This window comes from Sphingomonas sp. CFBP 13706, assembly GCF_014842355.1.
Taxonomy (GTDB): Bacteria; Pseudomonadota; Alphaproteobacteria; order Sphingomonadales; family Sphingomonadaceae; genus Sphingomonas; species Sphingomonas aerolata.
Genome location: NZ_JACYVM010000020.1, coordinates 1 through 17,311, shown reverse-complemented (window position 1 = coordinate 17,311; position 17,311 = coordinate 1). Strand labels below are relative to the sequence as shown.

The 17,311-nt window shown below is 61.4% G+C and carries 12 protein-coding genes; 9 read left to right on the top strand and 3 right to left on the bottom strand.

All coding sequences use genetic code 11. The features are described from left to right. The first annotated feature begins 193 nt into the window (after positions 1 to 193). The 4 genes from IFS44_RS22445 (at position 194) to IFS44_RS19770 (ending at position 4,595) form a co-directional block, all read left to right on the top strand. A complete protein-coding gene (locus IFS44_RS22445; RefSeq protein WP_244650465.1) occupies positions 194 to 412 on the top strand; it encodes a hypothetical protein in 219 nt (72 codons plus the stop codon). A 38-nt stretch (positions 413 to 450) separates the two neighbouring features. Next, the gene (locus IFS44_RS19780; RefSeq protein WP_244650464.1) at positions 451 to 2,295 is read left to right on the top strand and encodes a TonB-dependent receptor; all 1,845 of its coding nucleotides are present in this window, start codon (positions 451 to 453) and stop codon (positions 2,293 to 2,295) included. A 31-nt stretch (positions 2,296 to 2,326) separates the two neighbouring features. Next, on the top strand, positions 2,327 to 3,754 hold the full coding sequence (locus IFS44_RS19775; protein ID WP_192099764.1) for a PepSY domain-containing protein: 1,428 nt from the start codon (positions 2,327 to 2,329) through the stop codon (positions 3,752 to 3,754). A gap of 136 nt (positions 3,755 to 3,890) precedes the next feature. Beyond that, the gene (locus IFS44_RS19770) at positions 3,891 to 4,595 is read left to right on the top strand and encodes a M23 family metallopeptidase (RefSeq protein WP_192099763.1); all 705 of its coding nucleotides are present in this window, start codon (positions 3,891 to 3,893) and stop codon (positions 4,593 to 4,595) included. Between the two features lie 40 nt (positions 4,596 to 4,635). Here the strand turns inward: IFS44_RS19770 and IFS44_RS19765 are convergent, their stop codons facing one another. Together IFS44_RS19765 and IFS44_RS19760 are read right to left on the bottom strand one after the other, a co-directional pair. Continuing rightward, positions 4,636 to 5,331 carry a class I SAM-dependent methyltransferase gene (locus IFS44_RS19765; RefSeq protein ID WP_192099762.1) on the bottom strand — a complete coding sequence of 232 codons (696 nt, stop codon included), beginning with the start codon at positions 5,329 to 5,331 and terminating at the stop codon, positions 4,636 to 4,638. Between the two features lie 49 nt (positions 5,332 to 5,380). Continuing rightward, the gene (locus IFS44_RS19760) at positions 5,381 to 7,501 is read right to left on the bottom strand and encodes a TonB-dependent siderophore receptor (protein WP_244650463.1); all 2,121 of its coding nucleotides are present in this window, start codon (positions 7,499 to 7,501) and stop codon (positions 5,381 to 5,383) included. Positions 7,502 to 7,605: 104 nt separating this feature from the next. Between IFS44_RS19760 and IFS44_RS19755 the strand changes: the two genes are divergently transcribed. The 4 genes from IFS44_RS19755 to IFS44_RS19740 are packed head-to-tail and all read left to right on the top strand — an operon-like array spanning position 7,606 to position 12,944. Next, positions 7,606 to 8,352 (top strand): ABC transporter ATP-binding protein, encoded by a 747-nt coding sequence (locus tag IFS44_RS19755; protein WP_192099761.1) that lies wholly within the window; start codon positions 7,606 to 7,608, stop codon positions 8,350 to 8,352. Beyond that, entirely contained in the window at positions 8,349 to 9,767 is a 1,419-nt protein-coding gene (locus IFS44_RS19750; RefSeq protein ID WP_192099760.1) for an ABC transporter permease, read from the top strand. Before IFS44_RS19755 ends, IFS44_RS19750 begins: the two co-directional genes overlap by 4 nt. Next, positions 9,764 to 11,128 (top strand): DUF3526 domain-containing protein, encoded by a 1,365-nt coding sequence (locus IFS44_RS19745; RefSeq protein WP_192099759.1) that lies wholly within the window; start codon positions 9,764 to 9,766, stop codon positions 11,126 to 11,128. The genes IFS44_RS19750 and IFS44_RS19745 overlap by 4 nt, the downstream gene beginning before the upstream one ends. 55 nt (positions 11,129 to 11,183) lie before the next feature. Beyond that, a complete protein-coding gene (locus IFS44_RS19740) occupies positions 11,184 to 12,944 on the top strand; it encodes a M14 family metallopeptidase (protein ID WP_192099758.1) in 1,761 nt (586 codons plus the stop codon). Positions 12,945 to 12,970: 26 nt separating this feature from the next. Here IFS44_RS19740 and IFS44_RS19735 read toward each other — a convergent pair whose 3' ends face one another. Next, on the bottom strand, positions 12,971 to 14,224 hold the full coding sequence (locus IFS44_RS19735; protein WP_192099757.1) for an aminotransferase class V-fold PLP-dependent enzyme: 1,254 nt from the start codon (positions 14,222 to 14,224) through the stop codon (positions 12,971 to 12,973). Between the two features lie 80 nt (positions 14,225 to 14,304). Between IFS44_RS19735 and IFS44_RS19730 the strand changes: the two genes are divergently transcribed. Then, a complete protein-coding gene (locus tag IFS44_RS19730; RefSeq protein ID WP_244650462.1) occupies positions 14,305 to 16,938 on the top strand; it encodes a TonB-dependent receptor plug domain-containing protein in 2,634 nt (877 codons plus the stop codon). Positions 16,939 to 17,311: the final 373 nt, after the last annotated feature.

The following is a 17,311-nucleotide window of genomic DNA, read 5'->3' as shown; positions in this document are numbered from 1 at the left end:
ACGAGCGAACGGCGTATCGCTGTCACTGGCAGCGTGCGCGTCGCTGATACAACAACAAGGGGGAAACAATATGTCGGTCCAGCCGGCGACGCGCGCGCTTCGTATATCGATCGCGGCACTTGCCATCAGCATCAGCACCCCCGTTTGCGCTCACGACGCTGTTCCGAACCCAGGGTCGTCCGATGGGTCTATGTTGACGGACACGGCCCACGTGCCGATAAGTTCGGACAGCGAAGACATCACTGTAACCGGCTGGCGCCTTCGCCAGCTCGACGCCCCCGCCATCACTGGTAGCCGGCTGGGCCTGTCCGTTCGAGACGTTCCAGCGACGCTCGACCGCATCGGCGCCGACGAGATCCTGACCCGCGGGTTCCGCACGGTCGAGGAGGCAACCGTAGCTTGCCGGGTGTAATCTCGGGTGGTTCACCGGGGGACCCTTCCCTGTTCTCAATGCGGGGCTTCACTGGCGAGCAGATCACCATCCTGCACAACGGATTATATCTAGGGCCTGCGAACATGATCAACCGGCCCGGCAACACCTTCAACATCGCCAGTATCGAGGTGCTGAAGGGACCAGCGTCAGTTCTCTATGGGCAAGGTGCCGTTGGCGGCGCGGTCAACATCCTCAACAAGAGCGCTGACCTTCGCCAAAGCAGCGGCCAGGCACTCGCGTCGTACGGAAGCTTCGACACGATCAGCCTGGGTGTAGGAGGAAATTTGGTGCTCAGCGAGACCCTCGCTGGCCGAGCCGACGTGAGCTATCATCGTACGGCTGGCTATGTCGACGATGCAGGGTCGAACTCGTTCAATGCATCTGGCGCATTGCTCTTTCGGCCCGCATCCTCGTTGTCGGTAGAATTGAGCGTCGACTATTTGCGCGACAACCTTTCGACCTATTACGGAACGCCGCTTGTTCCGGCGACGTTCGCGGCTGAACCGATCCGCGGCATTCTTGCTGCCGGCAATGGTAGCGTGATCGACCGGCGGACCCGCTTTACCAACTACAATGTCGCGGATAATCGGGCCCATAGCTCGCAGTTCTGGCCCCGCCTCGTCGTTAGTTGGTCGCCATCGGACGCCCTGACCCTGTCCAACACGGCCTATTACTTCCACGCCGAGCGCCAGTGGATCAACGCCGAGAATTACGTCTTCAACCCATCGACAAAGCTCATCGACCGCGATCGCTTCTTCGTTTTCCACAATCAGGATCTTGTAGGAGACCAGGCGAGCGCCACGCTGCGCCACACAGTGTTCGGACTGGAAAACACTTGGGTAGTCGGCGTCGATTACAGTCATCTCGACTTCATTCGCACGCGCGGGTTTCCTGATGGCGACAGCGTCGATCCTCTCGCGCCCACCCGCGGCAACTTTGGTCCGCTGGTAGAGCGGCGCAGCCCCACTCGTTGGGATCAGGTGGCGCTTTTTGCCGAAGATACACTCAAACTGACGCCTCGGCTCAAACTGGTCACAGGCCTGCGGACAGAGCGGCTCTATCTCACAAGAGAGAATTACAACGTCGACGCAAGCTTCAATGCAAGCAGCAGCTTTCGGCGGACTTACAAGCCCTTCAACTGGCGCGCAGGCCTGGTTTACGACGTAGCGCCCGCCATCACGGCTTATGCCTCTTACAGCACAGGCAAGGATCCGGTCGGATCGAACATCTTCCTGGTCAATGCGGCCGAGAATTTCGGCCTGTCCAGCTCGCGCCAGGGGGAAATCGGACTGAAGGCGGATGTGCTGGATGGGCGGGGCTCGCTGACGATCGCGGTCTATGACATCGAACGGCGAGACATTCTGACCCAGGTGGGCATCGACGCGGTCAGCAACGTCGGCAGCCAAAAGTCGCGTGGCATAGAGATCTCGGGCGAGATGAAGCTCGCTCGCAACTGGGCAGTGACCGGCAGCGGCACCTATGTCGATGCGACATACGGCCGCTTCGTCGATCCCAACTACGGCATTGTGGCTTCCGGGAACCGTCCCCCGAACGTGCCTGCCTGGGTTGGGAACGTCTGGATGAGTGTCCAGCATGTGGCAGGCCTGCCTCTGGAGGCAGGTGGCGGGATCAAGTATGTCGGTAAACGCTATGGCAACACCGCGAATGATCTGACGCTGAAGCCTTACGCAACCGGTATCGTCTATGCGACGTACGCGGTGAGCCCGAGGCTGTCGCTAACCGGCCGGGTCAACAACATCTGGAACAAGACGTTCGTCCAGTGGGCAGATATCTACTACCCGGCACAGGTCATGCTCGGCGAGCCCCGCAGGGCCGAGGTCAGCCTTCTTGCCCGCTTCTAAAACAACAGTATGGCGGCGAAAGGCCGTGGCGATGCTGGTGTGGTTTCATCGCTGGCTGGGGGTAACCACCTGCGTGATCGTGGCGGCCTGGTTCGCTAGCGGTGCCGTCCTGCTGTTCGTCCCCTTCCCTTCGCTCAGTCGAACAGCACAACTCACGTTGGAAGCTCCGCTCGATGCCCGGTCGGTCACCGTGCCGCCTGCCGTGGCAATTCGCACGGTAGGCGGACAGGCAAGCGGCTTTCGGCTGATAAACCGCGCGGGACGCTCCAGTTATGTGGTCATGGTTCCGGCCGGCGCCGTGGCCGTGGACGCACGGACCGGCACGTTGCTGGCAAACCTGTCGCCTTCCTCTGCTTCGGAGGAAGCGAAGCGGTTATTTGGGGCGGCCGGCACCGCAGTCGGTCCGGTCGACTATGACCAGTGGATCGTCCACAATCGCTTTGACCCATATCGCCCCTATTTTCGCCTCGATGCGCACGACGAGATGGGTACGCAGATCTACCTTTCGGCACGCACAGGCGAGCTGCTGCAACGAACGACCCGGTCGAACCGAGCATGGAACTGGGCGGGCGCTGTGCTGCACTGGGCCTATGTTACTCCGCTCCGCGCCAGCTTTACGGCATGGGACCGCGGGGTCTGGTGGGTGTCACTGGTGTGCCTGCTGGTCGTCGTTGCAGGCATTGCTCTGGGCTTTATCCGAATGGCGGCCGCACGACGGATGCGTACGCCCTCGCTCACCTTCTACCGAATGTGGTGGCTCCGCTGGCATCACCTTCTGGGACTGTTCGTCGGCATCTTCGTGTTCGGCTGGATGGTCAGCGGATGGCTCTCCATGGATCATGGGCGAATCTTCTCCCGGGGGACGGCCACGCTGCCGCAGGCGATGCGCTATCACGGGCTGACACGTGAGAAGGCATTCACTCCTCTGGATCCTATGACGTTGCGCAGCTTGCCCCCTGCCAAGGAAGTCGCGTTTTCCGTCATCGTGGGCACGGCCATGCTTACTACCTACGAGGGCACTCGTGCCGCCAAGCGCTTCGATGTTGGTGGCAGGGTGATCGACGATCGCCAACTCGACCGTCTGCTGAAGGTCGCGGCAGAGCGTGCGTGGCCCGGTGGTCGCGTCAGTCGGATCGCGCCGGTCGACCCGCTCTCCACCTATGCCATGGCGGAAGGCTGGCCATCCACCGCGCGACGGATCACGTTTGTCTCGTCGTCGTTGCCGGACATCTATGTCGATGCGGCCGATGGCGGGATCCTCACGGTGATGGATACCAGTCGGGCAGCGTATGCATGGGTTTACTACGCGCTGCACACCTTCAACGTGCCCGGTTTGACCGCGAGGCCGATAGTGCGCCGCGTACTAATGTTGATTCCCTTGATTGCCGGTTTCTTGTTCAGCATCACCGGTGTCGTGATCGGTTGGAAGCGGCTTCGTCAAACGCTGAGATCGCAGTAAACTTCTAATTACAGCAGCGCGTCGTGCCACCACACCGGCCTGTCGATATGCGATATCATCGCATGTTGTGCATTCTCGTCTGCCGGATGATACCTTTACCCGGTCAACCACGGTGTGGATGGCGGGAGGGGATCACATGCATATTCGTCGAATCGCGCGTCGCGCCGGGCTACGCGCGGCACCGGTAACTTTGATGTCTATGTGCTTGGGCGGTGCGGTGCAGGCGGCGCCAGCGCCGGCTACGACAGGTACAGTTGCCGCTGTCTCTACGGTATCGGTCAAGGCTTTGGACAAGCAGGATAGCGGCTTTCGCAAGCTCCTGGATCAGTGGAAAGCGTTCGATCGGCCGACAGCGCCGCATGTGTCATTGCCGTCTCAGCGCCCCATCGACAGCTTCCGGTACACTTCGTCTTTCGGCATCCGCAGCGATCCTTTTCGCAGGACCGCTACAATGCATGCAGGCATCGATCTGGCAGCACCAACGGGAACTCCCGTCCATGCCACGGCCGACGGGATCGTCAGCCGCGCTGAAGTTGCATCCGGCTATGGCAATCTCGTGCAGCTCGATCACGGTGCCAGCGTTCAGACCCGATATGGTCACCTATCGCAGATCTTGGTGAAATCCGGTCAAATGGTCCACCGCGGCGACGTCCTTGCATTGGTCGGCTCAACGGGACGCTCGACAGGCAGCCATCTTCATTATGAATTGCGCGTCGCCGACCGTGCGATCGATCCACTCCCCTTCATGGCAGGCGGTGACGAGCAACTCGCATTGCAGCAGGCGGTCGGCCCAAGCGCGGGATCCTCGTCCGCCGTTGGTGGTCCCGAGTTTCACGACTGAGCCTCGATAGGCGACCATCGGCTAACCTCAGGGACGCGCGTCATGCGCGAGACACCCAACCTCGCCACGTGAAGGCAGCGTAGAACAGTTCCACGTCCTTGAAGCCGGCATCGTATAAGCAAAGTTCGTCTTCTTCGGGTGTCAGCAGCGCCAAGCTGGAGGCCACGGCACTTCGCGCCAATTCGGTCTGCGCCGGGTCCGCCCCGGAAGCGACAGCAAACGCGGCGTAACGGGCAAGCCAGCGCGTGCGCGCCGGCTCGGCTTGCGGAAAGCTCGAATGTACCACCACCAGCGGCGCGCCCGGCTTCATGCGCCGGTGCATCTCACTTAATGTCCGCACCCGTTCGTCGCGATTGAGGAAATGAAGCGTCAGGAGGCAAGTCGCTGCGTCGAATGGGCCGTCTGGCGCGGCGTCGATATAGCCTTCGATCAGGTCGGCGCGGCCAGCATCCTCGCCCATGGTCTCGCGGGCCAGGTCGAGCATCGGTCCGGCTGGATCGACGCCCGTGAAATGCCAGCCGGCGTGCGCTTGGGCCAATGCCTTCAACTCTAGCCCGCCACCGGCACCGAGCACCAGCACATGGGCATTAGGTGGTGCATGCTCGGCCAGCAGAAGCTCCGTCATGCGATGCACCGCGTCGAGACCGGGTGTGAAACGCCGGGGGCCGTCGGCATAGTGCGCGATGCGCTCCCGATCGGAGAACATGTCGAGGAATAGCGTGTTGCTGTCAGGCATGGATCTCACCTTTGGAACCGGACGGGTGAACTGTGGAAGGCGATCTCGCTCAAAGCTCGAAGCGGAGCGAAGCGCGCACTGTCCGGGGGGCGCCAGGATAGATCCACAAGGCGCTGTAAGAGCTCGCGGCATAGCGCTTATCGAGCAGATTGTCGGCCTCAAGGCGGAACCGCAAACCTTCGGCAAGCGGTGCTTCGATGGCCGCCTTGACCTTGACATACTCCGGCAGGACCACGGGCTTCGCGGTCAGCGATCCGGCGCGGTCACCAACGTAAGCGACACCGCCGCTCAACTGCCAGTCGCCGCGCGTCGTCGGAATGCGGTGCACGACCAGCAGCGTGCCCGAATGCTCCGGCACGTTGAGAACGTCTGGTGTCGGGAATGCAGTGTCGTCTGCCTTGGCATCGAGCCAGGCATAGTTCGCCACGATCTGCCAGCGATCGCCGAGCTTGGCCGAAGCGTCGATCTCGATCCCGCGGCTAACCAGGTTGCCGACCGGCGCAAGGTAGTTGGCATCCACCGGGTCGGTCGTGAGGATGTTCTGTTTGCGGATGTCGAACCACGTTACCGCCACGTCGATACCGGGCAGTCTGGCGGCAACACCCACTTCGTATCCCTTGCCCGTTTCGGGCCCGAAGCCGATGCCATTGCGGTCGGTACCGGTATTGAGCGAGAAGTTTTCGCCCCAGTTCGCGTGCACCGCAATCACGTCGCTGACGCGATACCGGCCACCTACCCGGAAATTCACCGGTTCGTCGATGTTGCGACCGGTGCTGCCGGTGTTGTTGTTGACGATCTTCTGCCGATAGGGGTCGATGCGCGCGCCCCCGACGAGCGTCAGGCGGTCCGTCAGATCCCACATGTCCTGGACGTAGAACGTGCCAGCAAGCCGCGTCTCATCATTGTTGGTGAACGGGCGAAGTGGCGCTGCCACTGACGATCCATAAACGGGATTGAACAGGTCGATCGCGTAGGGAACGGCATCGGATGGATTGATCCGCAGCCAGCGCTCGCCGTAGAGAAAGCGATAGCCCTTTAACCCGACGCTTACCCGGTGGCGTCCGATCTGCCCGGCAAGCTCCAGCCTTGCTGCCAGGTCATCCACGCTGAAGTCGCGCGACCGGCGCTGACGCCACAGCGACGTACCAACTATCCGCGATTGGTCTGCTGACAGTCCCTTCAGCGTTCCCTTCCGCCACACCAGGCCGCCATTCAGCGTCCACCCATTACCAAGCTCGGCAAGCCCCGTGAGCTGGTGCTGGTTGTTGCGGGACTTGGTGATGCCGTTCGCCGGTTCGCCGTAGTAATTGGAGCGCGGCAACGCGTTGGCGTCGCCGTCGATTGCTGGAATTCCGCGGTCGAAAGGGGTGTCGAACTGGCTGAACTCCCCGGTATAGGTAAGCCGCAACGCGTTGCTCGGCTGCCACGTAAGCGACGGAGAGACGACGCGCCGACGGATCGAAACAGTATCGCGCCAACCGTCACTGTCCTCACCTGCAACCACGATGCGCGCAGCCAGCGTACGCGATAGCGGTCCCGTGGCGTCCAGTTCTACCCGACGCGTGTCGAAGGAGCCGTAGCTGATCAGGGCGTTGGCGTGCGGCGTAAAGCGCGGGACCTTGGTTACGATGTTCACCCGTCCGCCAGGGTCGACGTCGCCGAACAATGCGCCCGCCGGTCCCTTCAAGACCTCGATCCGCTCGGTAGTGGCGGGATCGCGTGGAGGCGCCATGCCCCGGTTCGCCAAAAAGCCGTTCAGATAATATTCGGCACCCCCGTCTGGCGTGCCAAGGAAACCGCGAACTGCAAAATTGTCGATCACGCCACCGCGATTATTCTGCTGGCTAAAGCCACTGACGAGCTCCAGCGCATCGCTGAGACGGTACGTCCCTGCCGCGTCCAGAATGTCCCGCTCGATCGACCGGCTCGACTGCGACATACGCCGCGTCACGCGATCGGATGACAGGGTGCGGTCCACCGTGCTGCGTGTGCCAAGCACGACGATGTCATCGGCAGTCGAGGCACTCTCTTCTGTGACCTCCTGGGCGGAAGCCGGCGTGATTGGAAACGCTATTGCGCACAGCGCAACGAGGGAGGCACTGCCCCAAAACGACGCGCGCCTTTGCTGATATTTCCACGCTTCGTTCGACACCGCGCCAACCATCATCATCCCAATCTCAGCTTAAAAGGCGAGCATCTACGCCTTGCGTAACGATACATCGTCTCATAAACGGAGCGTGTTGCGGTGCAAGATGAAAATATGGTGACACGATTATGACGAATGATGCGGGCACTCATCTGCCGATCGAGGTGCGCCAGCTCCGCCATAGCTATGGTGACCGAGAGGTGTTGCGCGGGCTTAATCTGACGATAGCCCCAGGAGAGATCTACGCGCTGCTGGGCGGCAATGGGGCTGGAAAGTCGACCACCCTCTCGGCGCTGCTCGGCTTCATCGCGCCAACGTCAGGTAGCGTAAGCGTTGCTGGTATTGATCCTGCTACTGACCCGGAACGGGCGCGAGCGCAGCTTGCATACGTACCCGAGAGCGTTGCTCTGTATGATCATCTGACCGCGCGCGAGAACCTCGACTATTTCCTGGCGCTTGCCAGAGCTCCCCGGTCCGCAGACGACGTCATCAAACCAGCGCTCGACGCGGTAGGCCTGCCGCATCACGCCTGGAACCAACGTGTTAGCGGCTTCTCCAAGGGTATGCGTCAGAAGGTCGCCATTGCGCTTGCGCTCGCGCGTCATGTTCCAGTGTTACTGCTCGACGAGCCGACCTCTGGCCTTGATCCGCGTGCGACCATGGAGTTCAATCGCCTGATTGAGACAGCGCGTGACCGCCAGGTCACCATTCTGATGGTAACACACGATCTGCTGAGCGCCGTCGACGTTGCGGACCGCATCGGCTTCCTGGCCGACGGCCAGATCGAAGAGGAGCTTGCCGCTAGTGAGGGGGCTGCCCGGTTCGACCTCAACACCCTCCATGCCCGCTACATCGGCGCGAAAGTCGCAGCATGAGCTCGCCCATCATCCGGATTGCTGCCGAGGAATGGCGCAGCCTTGCTCGCAATCGCGCCGGCCTCATCGCCACGCTGCTCCTCCTTGCGCTGATCATTGCGTCTGCCGTGGTGAGCTTCGAGCGACGCGCCGGGATCGAAGCCGAACGCGCTCGCTACCAGGCATCAGTGGACAAAGGCTTCGACAATCAGCCCGCGCGCCATCCCCACCGGATGGTGCATTATGGGCAGTTCGTGTTCCGCCCCCTCAGCCCGCTGGCATTCGTCGACTTTGGTGTCGACAGCTTCACCGGCAACACCATCTTCCTCGAAGGGCATCGGCAAAACAGCGCCAATTTCTCCGAGGCACGGCAATCGTCGCTGTTGCTCCGCTTTGGCCAATTGACCCCGGCGTTCGTACTACAAGCACTGGCGCCTCTGCTGCTCATCTTCCTTGCCTTCACCAGCGTCGCACGAGAACGCGAGCGAGGCACGTTGCGGCTGCTGCTGGCGCAGGGCGTCAGCGGCCAGCAACTGCTCGCAGGTAAGTTGCTGGGACATGGCGTCATCGCGCTCGCGATCGGCGCACCGGCCTTCCTGCTGCTTGCCTGGCTGGCAGCAAGTGCCGTCGCGCCGTGGGGCGCGGTCGGACTCCTCATCCTCGGCTACGCCGCCTGGTTGTTGCTCTGGGCGACGATGTCGGTGCTGATCTCCGCGCTGGTCACTCGGTCGCGTGATGCGCTGGTGGCGCTGGTCGGCATCTGGATGGTCAGTGTCATCCTTCTGCCAAGAGGATTACCCGAAGCAGCGGCGAACCGTGCTGTGCTCCCGAGCAAAATCGAGACCGAGATTGCTCTCCACCGCGATCTCAAACAGATCGGCGACGCACATAACCCCGACGATCCCTACTTCGCCAACTTCAAGGCGCGGGCGCTTGCACAATACGGCGTATCCCGTGTCGAAGACATGCCCGTCCAATATGCCGGCCTTGTCGGTATGGAAGGCGAGCGGCTGACGACCGGCCTTTATGCCAAATCCGCAAGGGAAATGGAGGGACGTGAGGCCGAACAGAACGGCTTCGTTCGCGCCTTTGGCACAATCAGCCCGCTTATCGCCGTCAGGCAGTTATCGATGACACTGACTGGCACCGGCCTTGCCGCCCACCAGGATTTCCTCAACCAGTCTGAAGCGTTCCGCTACCGGTTCGTACAAGCGCTGAACTGGATGCAGGCTGAGAAAATCCCAAGCGTGGGCGGCGGTGAGGATCCTCGCGTGTCCGCGGACAATTGGAAGACGATCCCTCGCTTTCGCTATCGCCCCTTTGTCCCTCCTTCCGCGTTGATCTGGCCAAACTTGCTGGTGCTCGGCGGTTGGTTGGCAGGCCTGATGCTATTGTCAGTGCCGATCGCACGACGTTTAGGGAGGGCCGCGCGATGAGCTTGCTCCGTGCAGAACTGCGCCTGATCCTGCGCTCACGGCTGGCTGCCGCTTCGCTTGCGCTGCTGTTTGTCCTTTCGGCCCTGTCGATCTGGTCCGGCTTGTCGGCAGTCGACCGGCAAGACGCGACAATCGCCCGTGTAACTGCCGAACAGGCACGTGATCTAGCGGCGGTGGCGAAGGAGTACGGCAAGCCGGACGGTGAGGCAGGCTATGCTGCCTATTACTCCTTCCTCCTGACGCACGACCGCCCCTCACCTGTCGCCTTTCTCGCGCTGGGCCAGCGCGACGTACAGCCTGCCGTCCTGCGGGTGCGGGCGCTAAGCCTGCAGCAACAGCTGTACGAGTCCGAGACCCTGAACGCCGAACAAGCCTTGCCGGGCGTGTTCGACTTCGCGTTCGTCGCCATCTACCTCGCGCCTCTGGTCGTGATCGCGCTGACCCACGATCTGGTTACCAGCGAACGCGAAGGCGGGCGGCTGCGGCTGTTGCTTTCGATGCCGGGCACCGGCCTGTGGCGCAGGCGGATCAGCCTGCGCTATCTGCTCGTGACGCTCGCCCTTCTCGTGCCCGCAGGCATTGCACTGGTCGCCACGACCGCGCCCGTGATCCTTGGACTCGGTATCGCCGCAGTCAGCGCGGTGTACCTTGCTTTCTGGTTTGGCCTGAGCTTGCTTGTTGCCGGTCGGGTACGCGCTTCTGCCACAGCTGCAGCCGCTTCGCTCGGGTGCTGGATTGCATTGACCCTGCTCCTCCCTACACTTGCAAATGCCGCGATCGCGCGGGCGGTGCCTGTCAGTAAAGGCATCGACTTGACCTTGGCACAGCGCGAGATCGTCCATCACGGCTGGGACATCCCCAAGGCCGCCACGTTTGACCGGTTTCTCGCCACTCACCCCGAGTGGCGCGGCCATGAGAAGTTCGAGGGTCGGTTCCACTGGAAATGGCTGTTTGCCATGCACCAGGTGGGCGACGAGGCTGTAGCGCTGCAAGTCGCTGCCTATCGTGCAAGCCTACGCGACCGCGAGCGCTGGACAACACGCCTTGGCTGGTTGCTCCCCAACGTCGCTGCGCAAAGCATGTTGCATCGTCTCGCCGACACCGACCTGATTGCGCAGCTTGATTATCAGGACAGCATCGGCGCGTTCCACAAGGAGCTGCGGAGCTTCTTCTACCCGTATCTGTTCTTCGATCGGCCATTCACGCCTGCCGATTTCGATTGGTTGCCCAGCTATGCCGCGCGCAGCGGAACGGCATCCTGGCCGGCCGTTCCAATGCTCGTGCTATTGGCGGTCACAGCTATCATCCTCGGTGCGGGCGCAGCCCAGATGCGCCGCATCGGCCGCAACGGTTCTCGCTAAGCCAGCCCACCCCCTTGGTTCAGAAAGTTGATCTTTGTCTTTTCGCGTAGCTACCATGATAAGCCTTTCCGTACTTACGGCCCCCGGTTCACTCGCTGCCCAAGGTCCCGCTCCCCTACCCCCTGCCTTGTCGTGGTCCGGCAAAAGCGAGGCACTGATAGCGGAAGCTACCGATCCGTGGATTACGCCTGCAGAAGCGTCTGGTTTCAAGACGACGCCGCGCTACGCGGACGTGAGAGCGTGGCTTGAGCGGCTGGATGCAGCCTCGCCGCTGATTACTCTGCAAAGCTTTGGCCGCACCGGCGAGGGCCGGGACATGCTGTTCGTGCGCGCCACCAAGGGCGGGGCCAAAAAGCCTGTGGTGCTTGTACAGGCAGGCATCCATTCCGGCGAGATCGACGGCAAGGATGCAGGGCTCATGCTGCTGCGCGACATCGCGTTGCGCGGGAAGGATGATTTGCTCGATCATGTCGATCTGGTCTTCGTCCCGATCTACAACATCGACGGTCACGAGCAGATGAGCGCCTACAACTTTGTCCATATCCGCGGCCCCGATCAAAAGGGTCGCGATGCGAACGCGCGCAACATCGATCTCAATCGCGACTACGCCAAGGCGGACGCGCCTGAGACCCGTGCGATGATCACGCTGCTGCGCAAGCTCGACCCTATCCTCTACGTCGATTGCCACGTCAGTGAGGGCTTCGACATGCAGTACGACGTGACGTACACCTATGCAGGATGGGGCAAATATGCGCGCCATCGCGCCACGGCGGACTGGCTGCAGGGGCGCTTCGGACCCGCTGTGAGCACGGCGTTGACGAAGGCTGGCCACATTCCCAGCATCTATCCTAGCCCGATCGACACGAAAGAGCCGAGCAAGGGCATTCGCTTCAGCCCGGAAGGTCCACGCTACTCGACGGGATATGGCGACTTCATCGGTGTGCCGACCGTCCTGGTCGAGAACCATATGCTCAAGCCCTACCGGCAGCGTGTCCTTGGCACCTATGTCCTGCTGGAAGCCGCGATGAAGATTGCTGCCAGGGATGCGAACCAGATCACCGCGGCCAAGGCAAAGGATCGTGCCAGCCGTCCTGCCGAGCTTCTCACTCGCTGGAAGCCAGCGGAGCAGCCGATTGGCTGGATCGAACACTTCAAAGGCGTGGCGTTCGACACTTACCTGTCGCCGGCATCCGGACGGATGGAACAGCGCTGGCTCGGCAAGCCTATTACTTTTCGCATGCCTATCATCGGCCAGGAGCCGACCGAGACGGTGCGACTGCCCCAGGCATGGTGGGTGCCGGCTGCGCAGACCGAGGTAATAGATAGGCTACGCCTCCACGGCATCACTTTTGAGACCATAGCTAAACCGCGAACACTAACTGTTGATCAGGTCCGGCTGATCAACCCCAAACTGTCCCAGCCAAGCGAGGGGCGAGTGTCGATCACCGCGACCTTCTGGCACCAACAGCGCGAGCAGGTAATGCCCGTTGGCAACGTCCGCGTGACAGCCGACCAACCGCTAGGTCTCTTGGCCGCAGCGTTGCTGGAGCCGGAAAGTCAGGATTCTTTCCTTGCGTGGGGTTTTTTCCCCGAAATGATGGCCCCGGCGCCAAATACGGACGCATTTGTCCTCGCTGCATTGGGCGATCGCATGCTGTCGACTGATCCAGCGATCAAAGACGCGTTCGAGGCAAAGCTCGCAGCCGACCCTAGCTTTGCTGCCGATCCGGATGCACGGCTTGCCTGGTTCTATGAGCAAGCCGGACCCGGCCATCCCTACCCTCTTCGCTATCCTATCACGCGCGAAATCAAGTGAGAGCAGGTCCGATCGGTATCGCGAAGCTAGGTGAATAGGTTCCGCTCTGCCTTGACGGCATCAATCATCCGGTCGATTTCGACGTCCGTGTTGAAAAGCGAAGGAGTCACCCGAAGCACGGGTCCGGAAGCCAGGCCCTGCTTTGCAACAACCAACACCTGATGCTTACTGAGAAGTACCTTCTGAGCCTGCTGGGCATCAACCCAGCTGCGCTGCCCAGAGAAGCGGAAGGCACCGATGACAGCAACCCGCCCTGGCTCTTCAGGGTGAGTGATCGTCAGGCCGGGGATGGCGCGTACGCCCTCGACCCAGCGAGCACGCATGCGGGTCAGATGGGCAAGCTTGCGGCCTGGTCCATGCTCGTGATGTTCCCTCACCGCATGTGGCACAGTAAGACGCGCTGCAAAGTCCACTGTGCCAGTGGGTGCTCGGGCGCGAACATCGCCGTCTGACCGGATGTGGTTGCCAAGCCAAGGGTCGATATCGGCAAGCCGTGATTTGCGAATGTAGATTCCGCCGGTGCCGAGCGGGGCTGCCACCCACTTGTGGAAGCTAAAGCCCATGAAATCGATACCCAGCGCGTCGACGTCGACAGGAAGAAGGCCGACGGCTTGCGCACTGTCGAGGATTACGTCCGCCCCATAGCGGCGCGCGATGTCCGCGATCTCGCGCACCGGCAGCACGAGACCATTGCGATTGGAGACGTGGGTCAACAACACGAGCTTGATTGCAGGATTGCGTTTCAGGGTAACTTCGTAGGCCGCGAGGATATTGGCTGTCGTAGCGGGCTCAGGCACGTTCATCCGAACAGGGCGGACTCCTCGCGACGTTTCCAGGTACGCCATCGCGTGCTGCATCTCGTCGTAATCGACGTCGGCCATCAGGACGGCATCGCCCGTTTTCAGCCGTCTGTAATTAACGATCAGACCGTACAGCGCCTCCGTTCCGCCCCCACACAGCGCAACTTCCTCGGGCCGAGCCCCAATCAGGGAAGCAACGGCATCGGTCGCGGGCTGCAGGCGTTCGTCTCTAGTTGGCCCCGGTAAGGCACTGCGCAGAAAGAGCGCATTGTGACGGTTTACCCAGTCGCCGTGAGCACGATAAGCTGCGGACGTGGCCCGGGTCATGGCGCCGTAGTAGGCAGCATCCAGATTCGAGATGCTGCGGTCGACATCATACTGCCCTGCGTAGCTCATGACTTCGGTCCGCCCTTCGCTAGCGCTCGCCACGCCCGCCACTGCAGCCGCTGCTCCACGCAGGAAAACCCGGCGATCATACATACGTTCTGTTTCCTTGATCCTTACCAGTGCCTTCCCTAGAGGCTGAGACATAATATCATAACGTAAATTCAGGGGTAATGATGAAATCGCTTGCGATCGTGCTGTTGGCTACCTGTGCCCTACCATTTCCTGCCTTGGCGCAACAGGTTGGGCCAGCCACTGCCAAGGCTGAGACAGAGTCCGAAGCAGCGATTGAACCAAGCGACGGCAGCGATATCGTAATTACGGGCAGCAGGTTCGGTGGGCGCACCCGTCTCGAGTCCGCAACACCGGTCGATGCGATCTCCCAAGAGGAGCTTCAGCAAAGCGGACGCGTCGATCTGATCCAGATGCTTAAGGTACAGGTACCAAGCTTCAGCTCTCCGCGTCCGCTCGCCTCAGGCATAGGCGATTTCCTGCAGCCGCCATCGCTGCGTGGCCTTGGGCCGGGCGAGTTGCTGGTCCTGATCAACGGCAAACGTCGCCATACAGCGTCCGATCTCAACTCCAGCAACGGCATCGGCCGCGGCGATGTGTCGATCGACTTTAACGCCATACCCTCGCTGGCGTTGTCGCGGATCGAAGTGCTGCGCGACGGTGCTGCGGCGCAATATGGTTCGGATGCGATCTCGGGCGTCATCAACATGTTCCTGGATCGGTCGGTCGGTACACGCGCGCAGACGACGTATCTGACCACGACGGAGGGCGATGGCGACACCTACGAGGCCAGCGCTTCGGTCGGCGTGCCGGTGGGCGCAAAAGGCGTGTTTCGCCTGACCGCGGCCTATCAGGATCGTGGTGGCACCAATCGCGCCCGCCCAGACACCCGCCAGCAGTATTTCGGTACCAATGCAGCGGGGCGGCCGGTGTTGCCATCGGGTAACTTCGGTTCGGGCACGGGATTGACGGCACCAGCCGGGACGCTCGACCCGCGCGAGGCCGACTTCAACCGCAACAGCTCCCAGCAAGGCGACCAGCCAAACACGAACAAGCAGATCTTCTACAACTTTGTCGCGGAGGCACCCGGCAACGTCGAGCTCTACTGGTTCGGCGGGTATAACCGGATTGACGGCGATATTCAGTATCTGTTTCGCCGCGCCGGCCAGGACGAGACGGTCCGCGCCCTATACCCGGACGGCTACAGCCCCGGCCTTGAGACACGGATCGAGAATTTCTCCACCGCGATCGGTATGCGCGGGAGCGACCTGCTCGGCTTTGGCTGGGACCTATCGAGTGTGTACGGGGTCAGCACGCAGGATCTGACCTACGTCAACAGCGTGAACGTCTCGCTGGGTGCGGCATCGCCAACCAGTTTCTACCGTAACGGCAGCGACTTTTACCAATGGACCAGCAACCTCGACCTTACCCGCGAGATTCCAGTCGGTGATAGCAGCCCGCTGAAGCTCGCCTTCGGACTCGAACATCGCGAGGAAACCTACCGGCTTTTTTCGGGCTCGCCGGACGGGTATCGCAATGGCGGCGTACCGATCCTCGATGGCCCGAACGCCGGGAGACCTGCGGTCGTCGGTGCCCAGCCGGGGCCGAGCAATGGTCCGGACGACCGTGCTTCGCTGAGCCGTCATAGCTACGCGCTCTACGGCGAGGTCGAAAAGGATCTGTTCGACCGCATGCTGATTTCCGGCGCGGTGCGACACGAGCACTATTCCGATTTCGGTGACACGACCAACTTTAAGGTGGCCAGCCGCCTTGGCCTGATCGGCACATGGGCCTTGCGTGGATCGTACAACACTGGCTTCCGTGCGCCTGCCCTCGCACAATCCGGCTACAATGCGTCCAACACGCTGATCCTGAACGGCACACAGGCTATTGTCCGCGTCGCGGCCGTCGACACGCCCGCCGCACGTCTTGCCGGAGCCCGTGACCTGAAGCCGGAGACGTCGAACAACGTGTCAGCCGGCACCGTGTTCGAAGTCGGCGGACTGACGTTCACGCTTGATGCCTATCAGATCAAGGTGCGAGACCGGATTGCGATCTCGTCTACCTTCCAGGACACTCGTCTGACCAACTTTCTTGCCGCCAATGGCCAATCCGGCTTCGCCGCGCTGTCCTTCCTCACCAATGCAGTGGACACCAAAACCCGCGGCGTCGATCTGGTCATGAACTACCGTCACACGTTCGGTGATGAAAGCCGGGTAACGGGAACGCTCGCTGGCAATTACAACAAGACGACGTTCGACCGGATCGCGACTGCGCCGAGCCCCATCGCGGGGTTGGGCATTACAACGCCGCTGTTCGACGTGACGCAGCAGCTGCGCTTTTCGGATAGTCAGCCACGCGATAAGGTGACGCTCGACGTCAACTACGCACGGGGCCCCTTTACCCTATCGGTTACGAACACCCGTTACGGCGAGGTCTCGACGGTCGCGATACAGAACAGGACGCCGGCACAGGTCGCGGCCCTGATTCCTGGCTTCGACACGCGGACAATCGCGTCGTCCCCCGGCAGCGCCAATAGCGACATCATCCAAACCTTCGGCGGCAAGGTGCTGACGGACGTCGAATTGTCCTGGCAGGCAACCAGGGCGCTACGATTGAGCGCCGGCGCGCAGAATCTGTTCGACGTCTATCCGGACGAGAACGTCGCTTCCACCGTTGCGAGCGTCGCAGCCGGCACAAACGGTTCCGACAATGCCGGTACCCAGCCGTACAACGCCATCTCTCCGTTCGGCTTCAACGGACGGTCAGTGTTCGTTCGGGCAGGGCTAAACTTCTAATTAGGAAACGAGGCTGGCGGACGTTTTGTCGATCGACCAGCTGTCGTAAACGGGTATGCTAATGACGTTTGTTCAACTAAATAATGGACCCTGATTGAACATTCAAAAGTCGAAGTGCCATTCAGGGTATACTCTCACTGACGGTGCGGCGCGTCATTGATTGAACTAACGGGTCTATCGCGGAAACGCCTAGGTGACGATCGCGCTATCCAGGTGTCGCAAAAGTGATCCAAATCGCGTGCCTTTTGCGAACCATTTTCGCGACAGCCTCACGCGCGGCTTGACCGCGATAGTGACGCTGTCGCAAAACTTAGCCAGACCGTGTGGAAAGCCGTGAGCCGGGAGCTGCGTAAGTTCCGCTGTCATTGGCCGG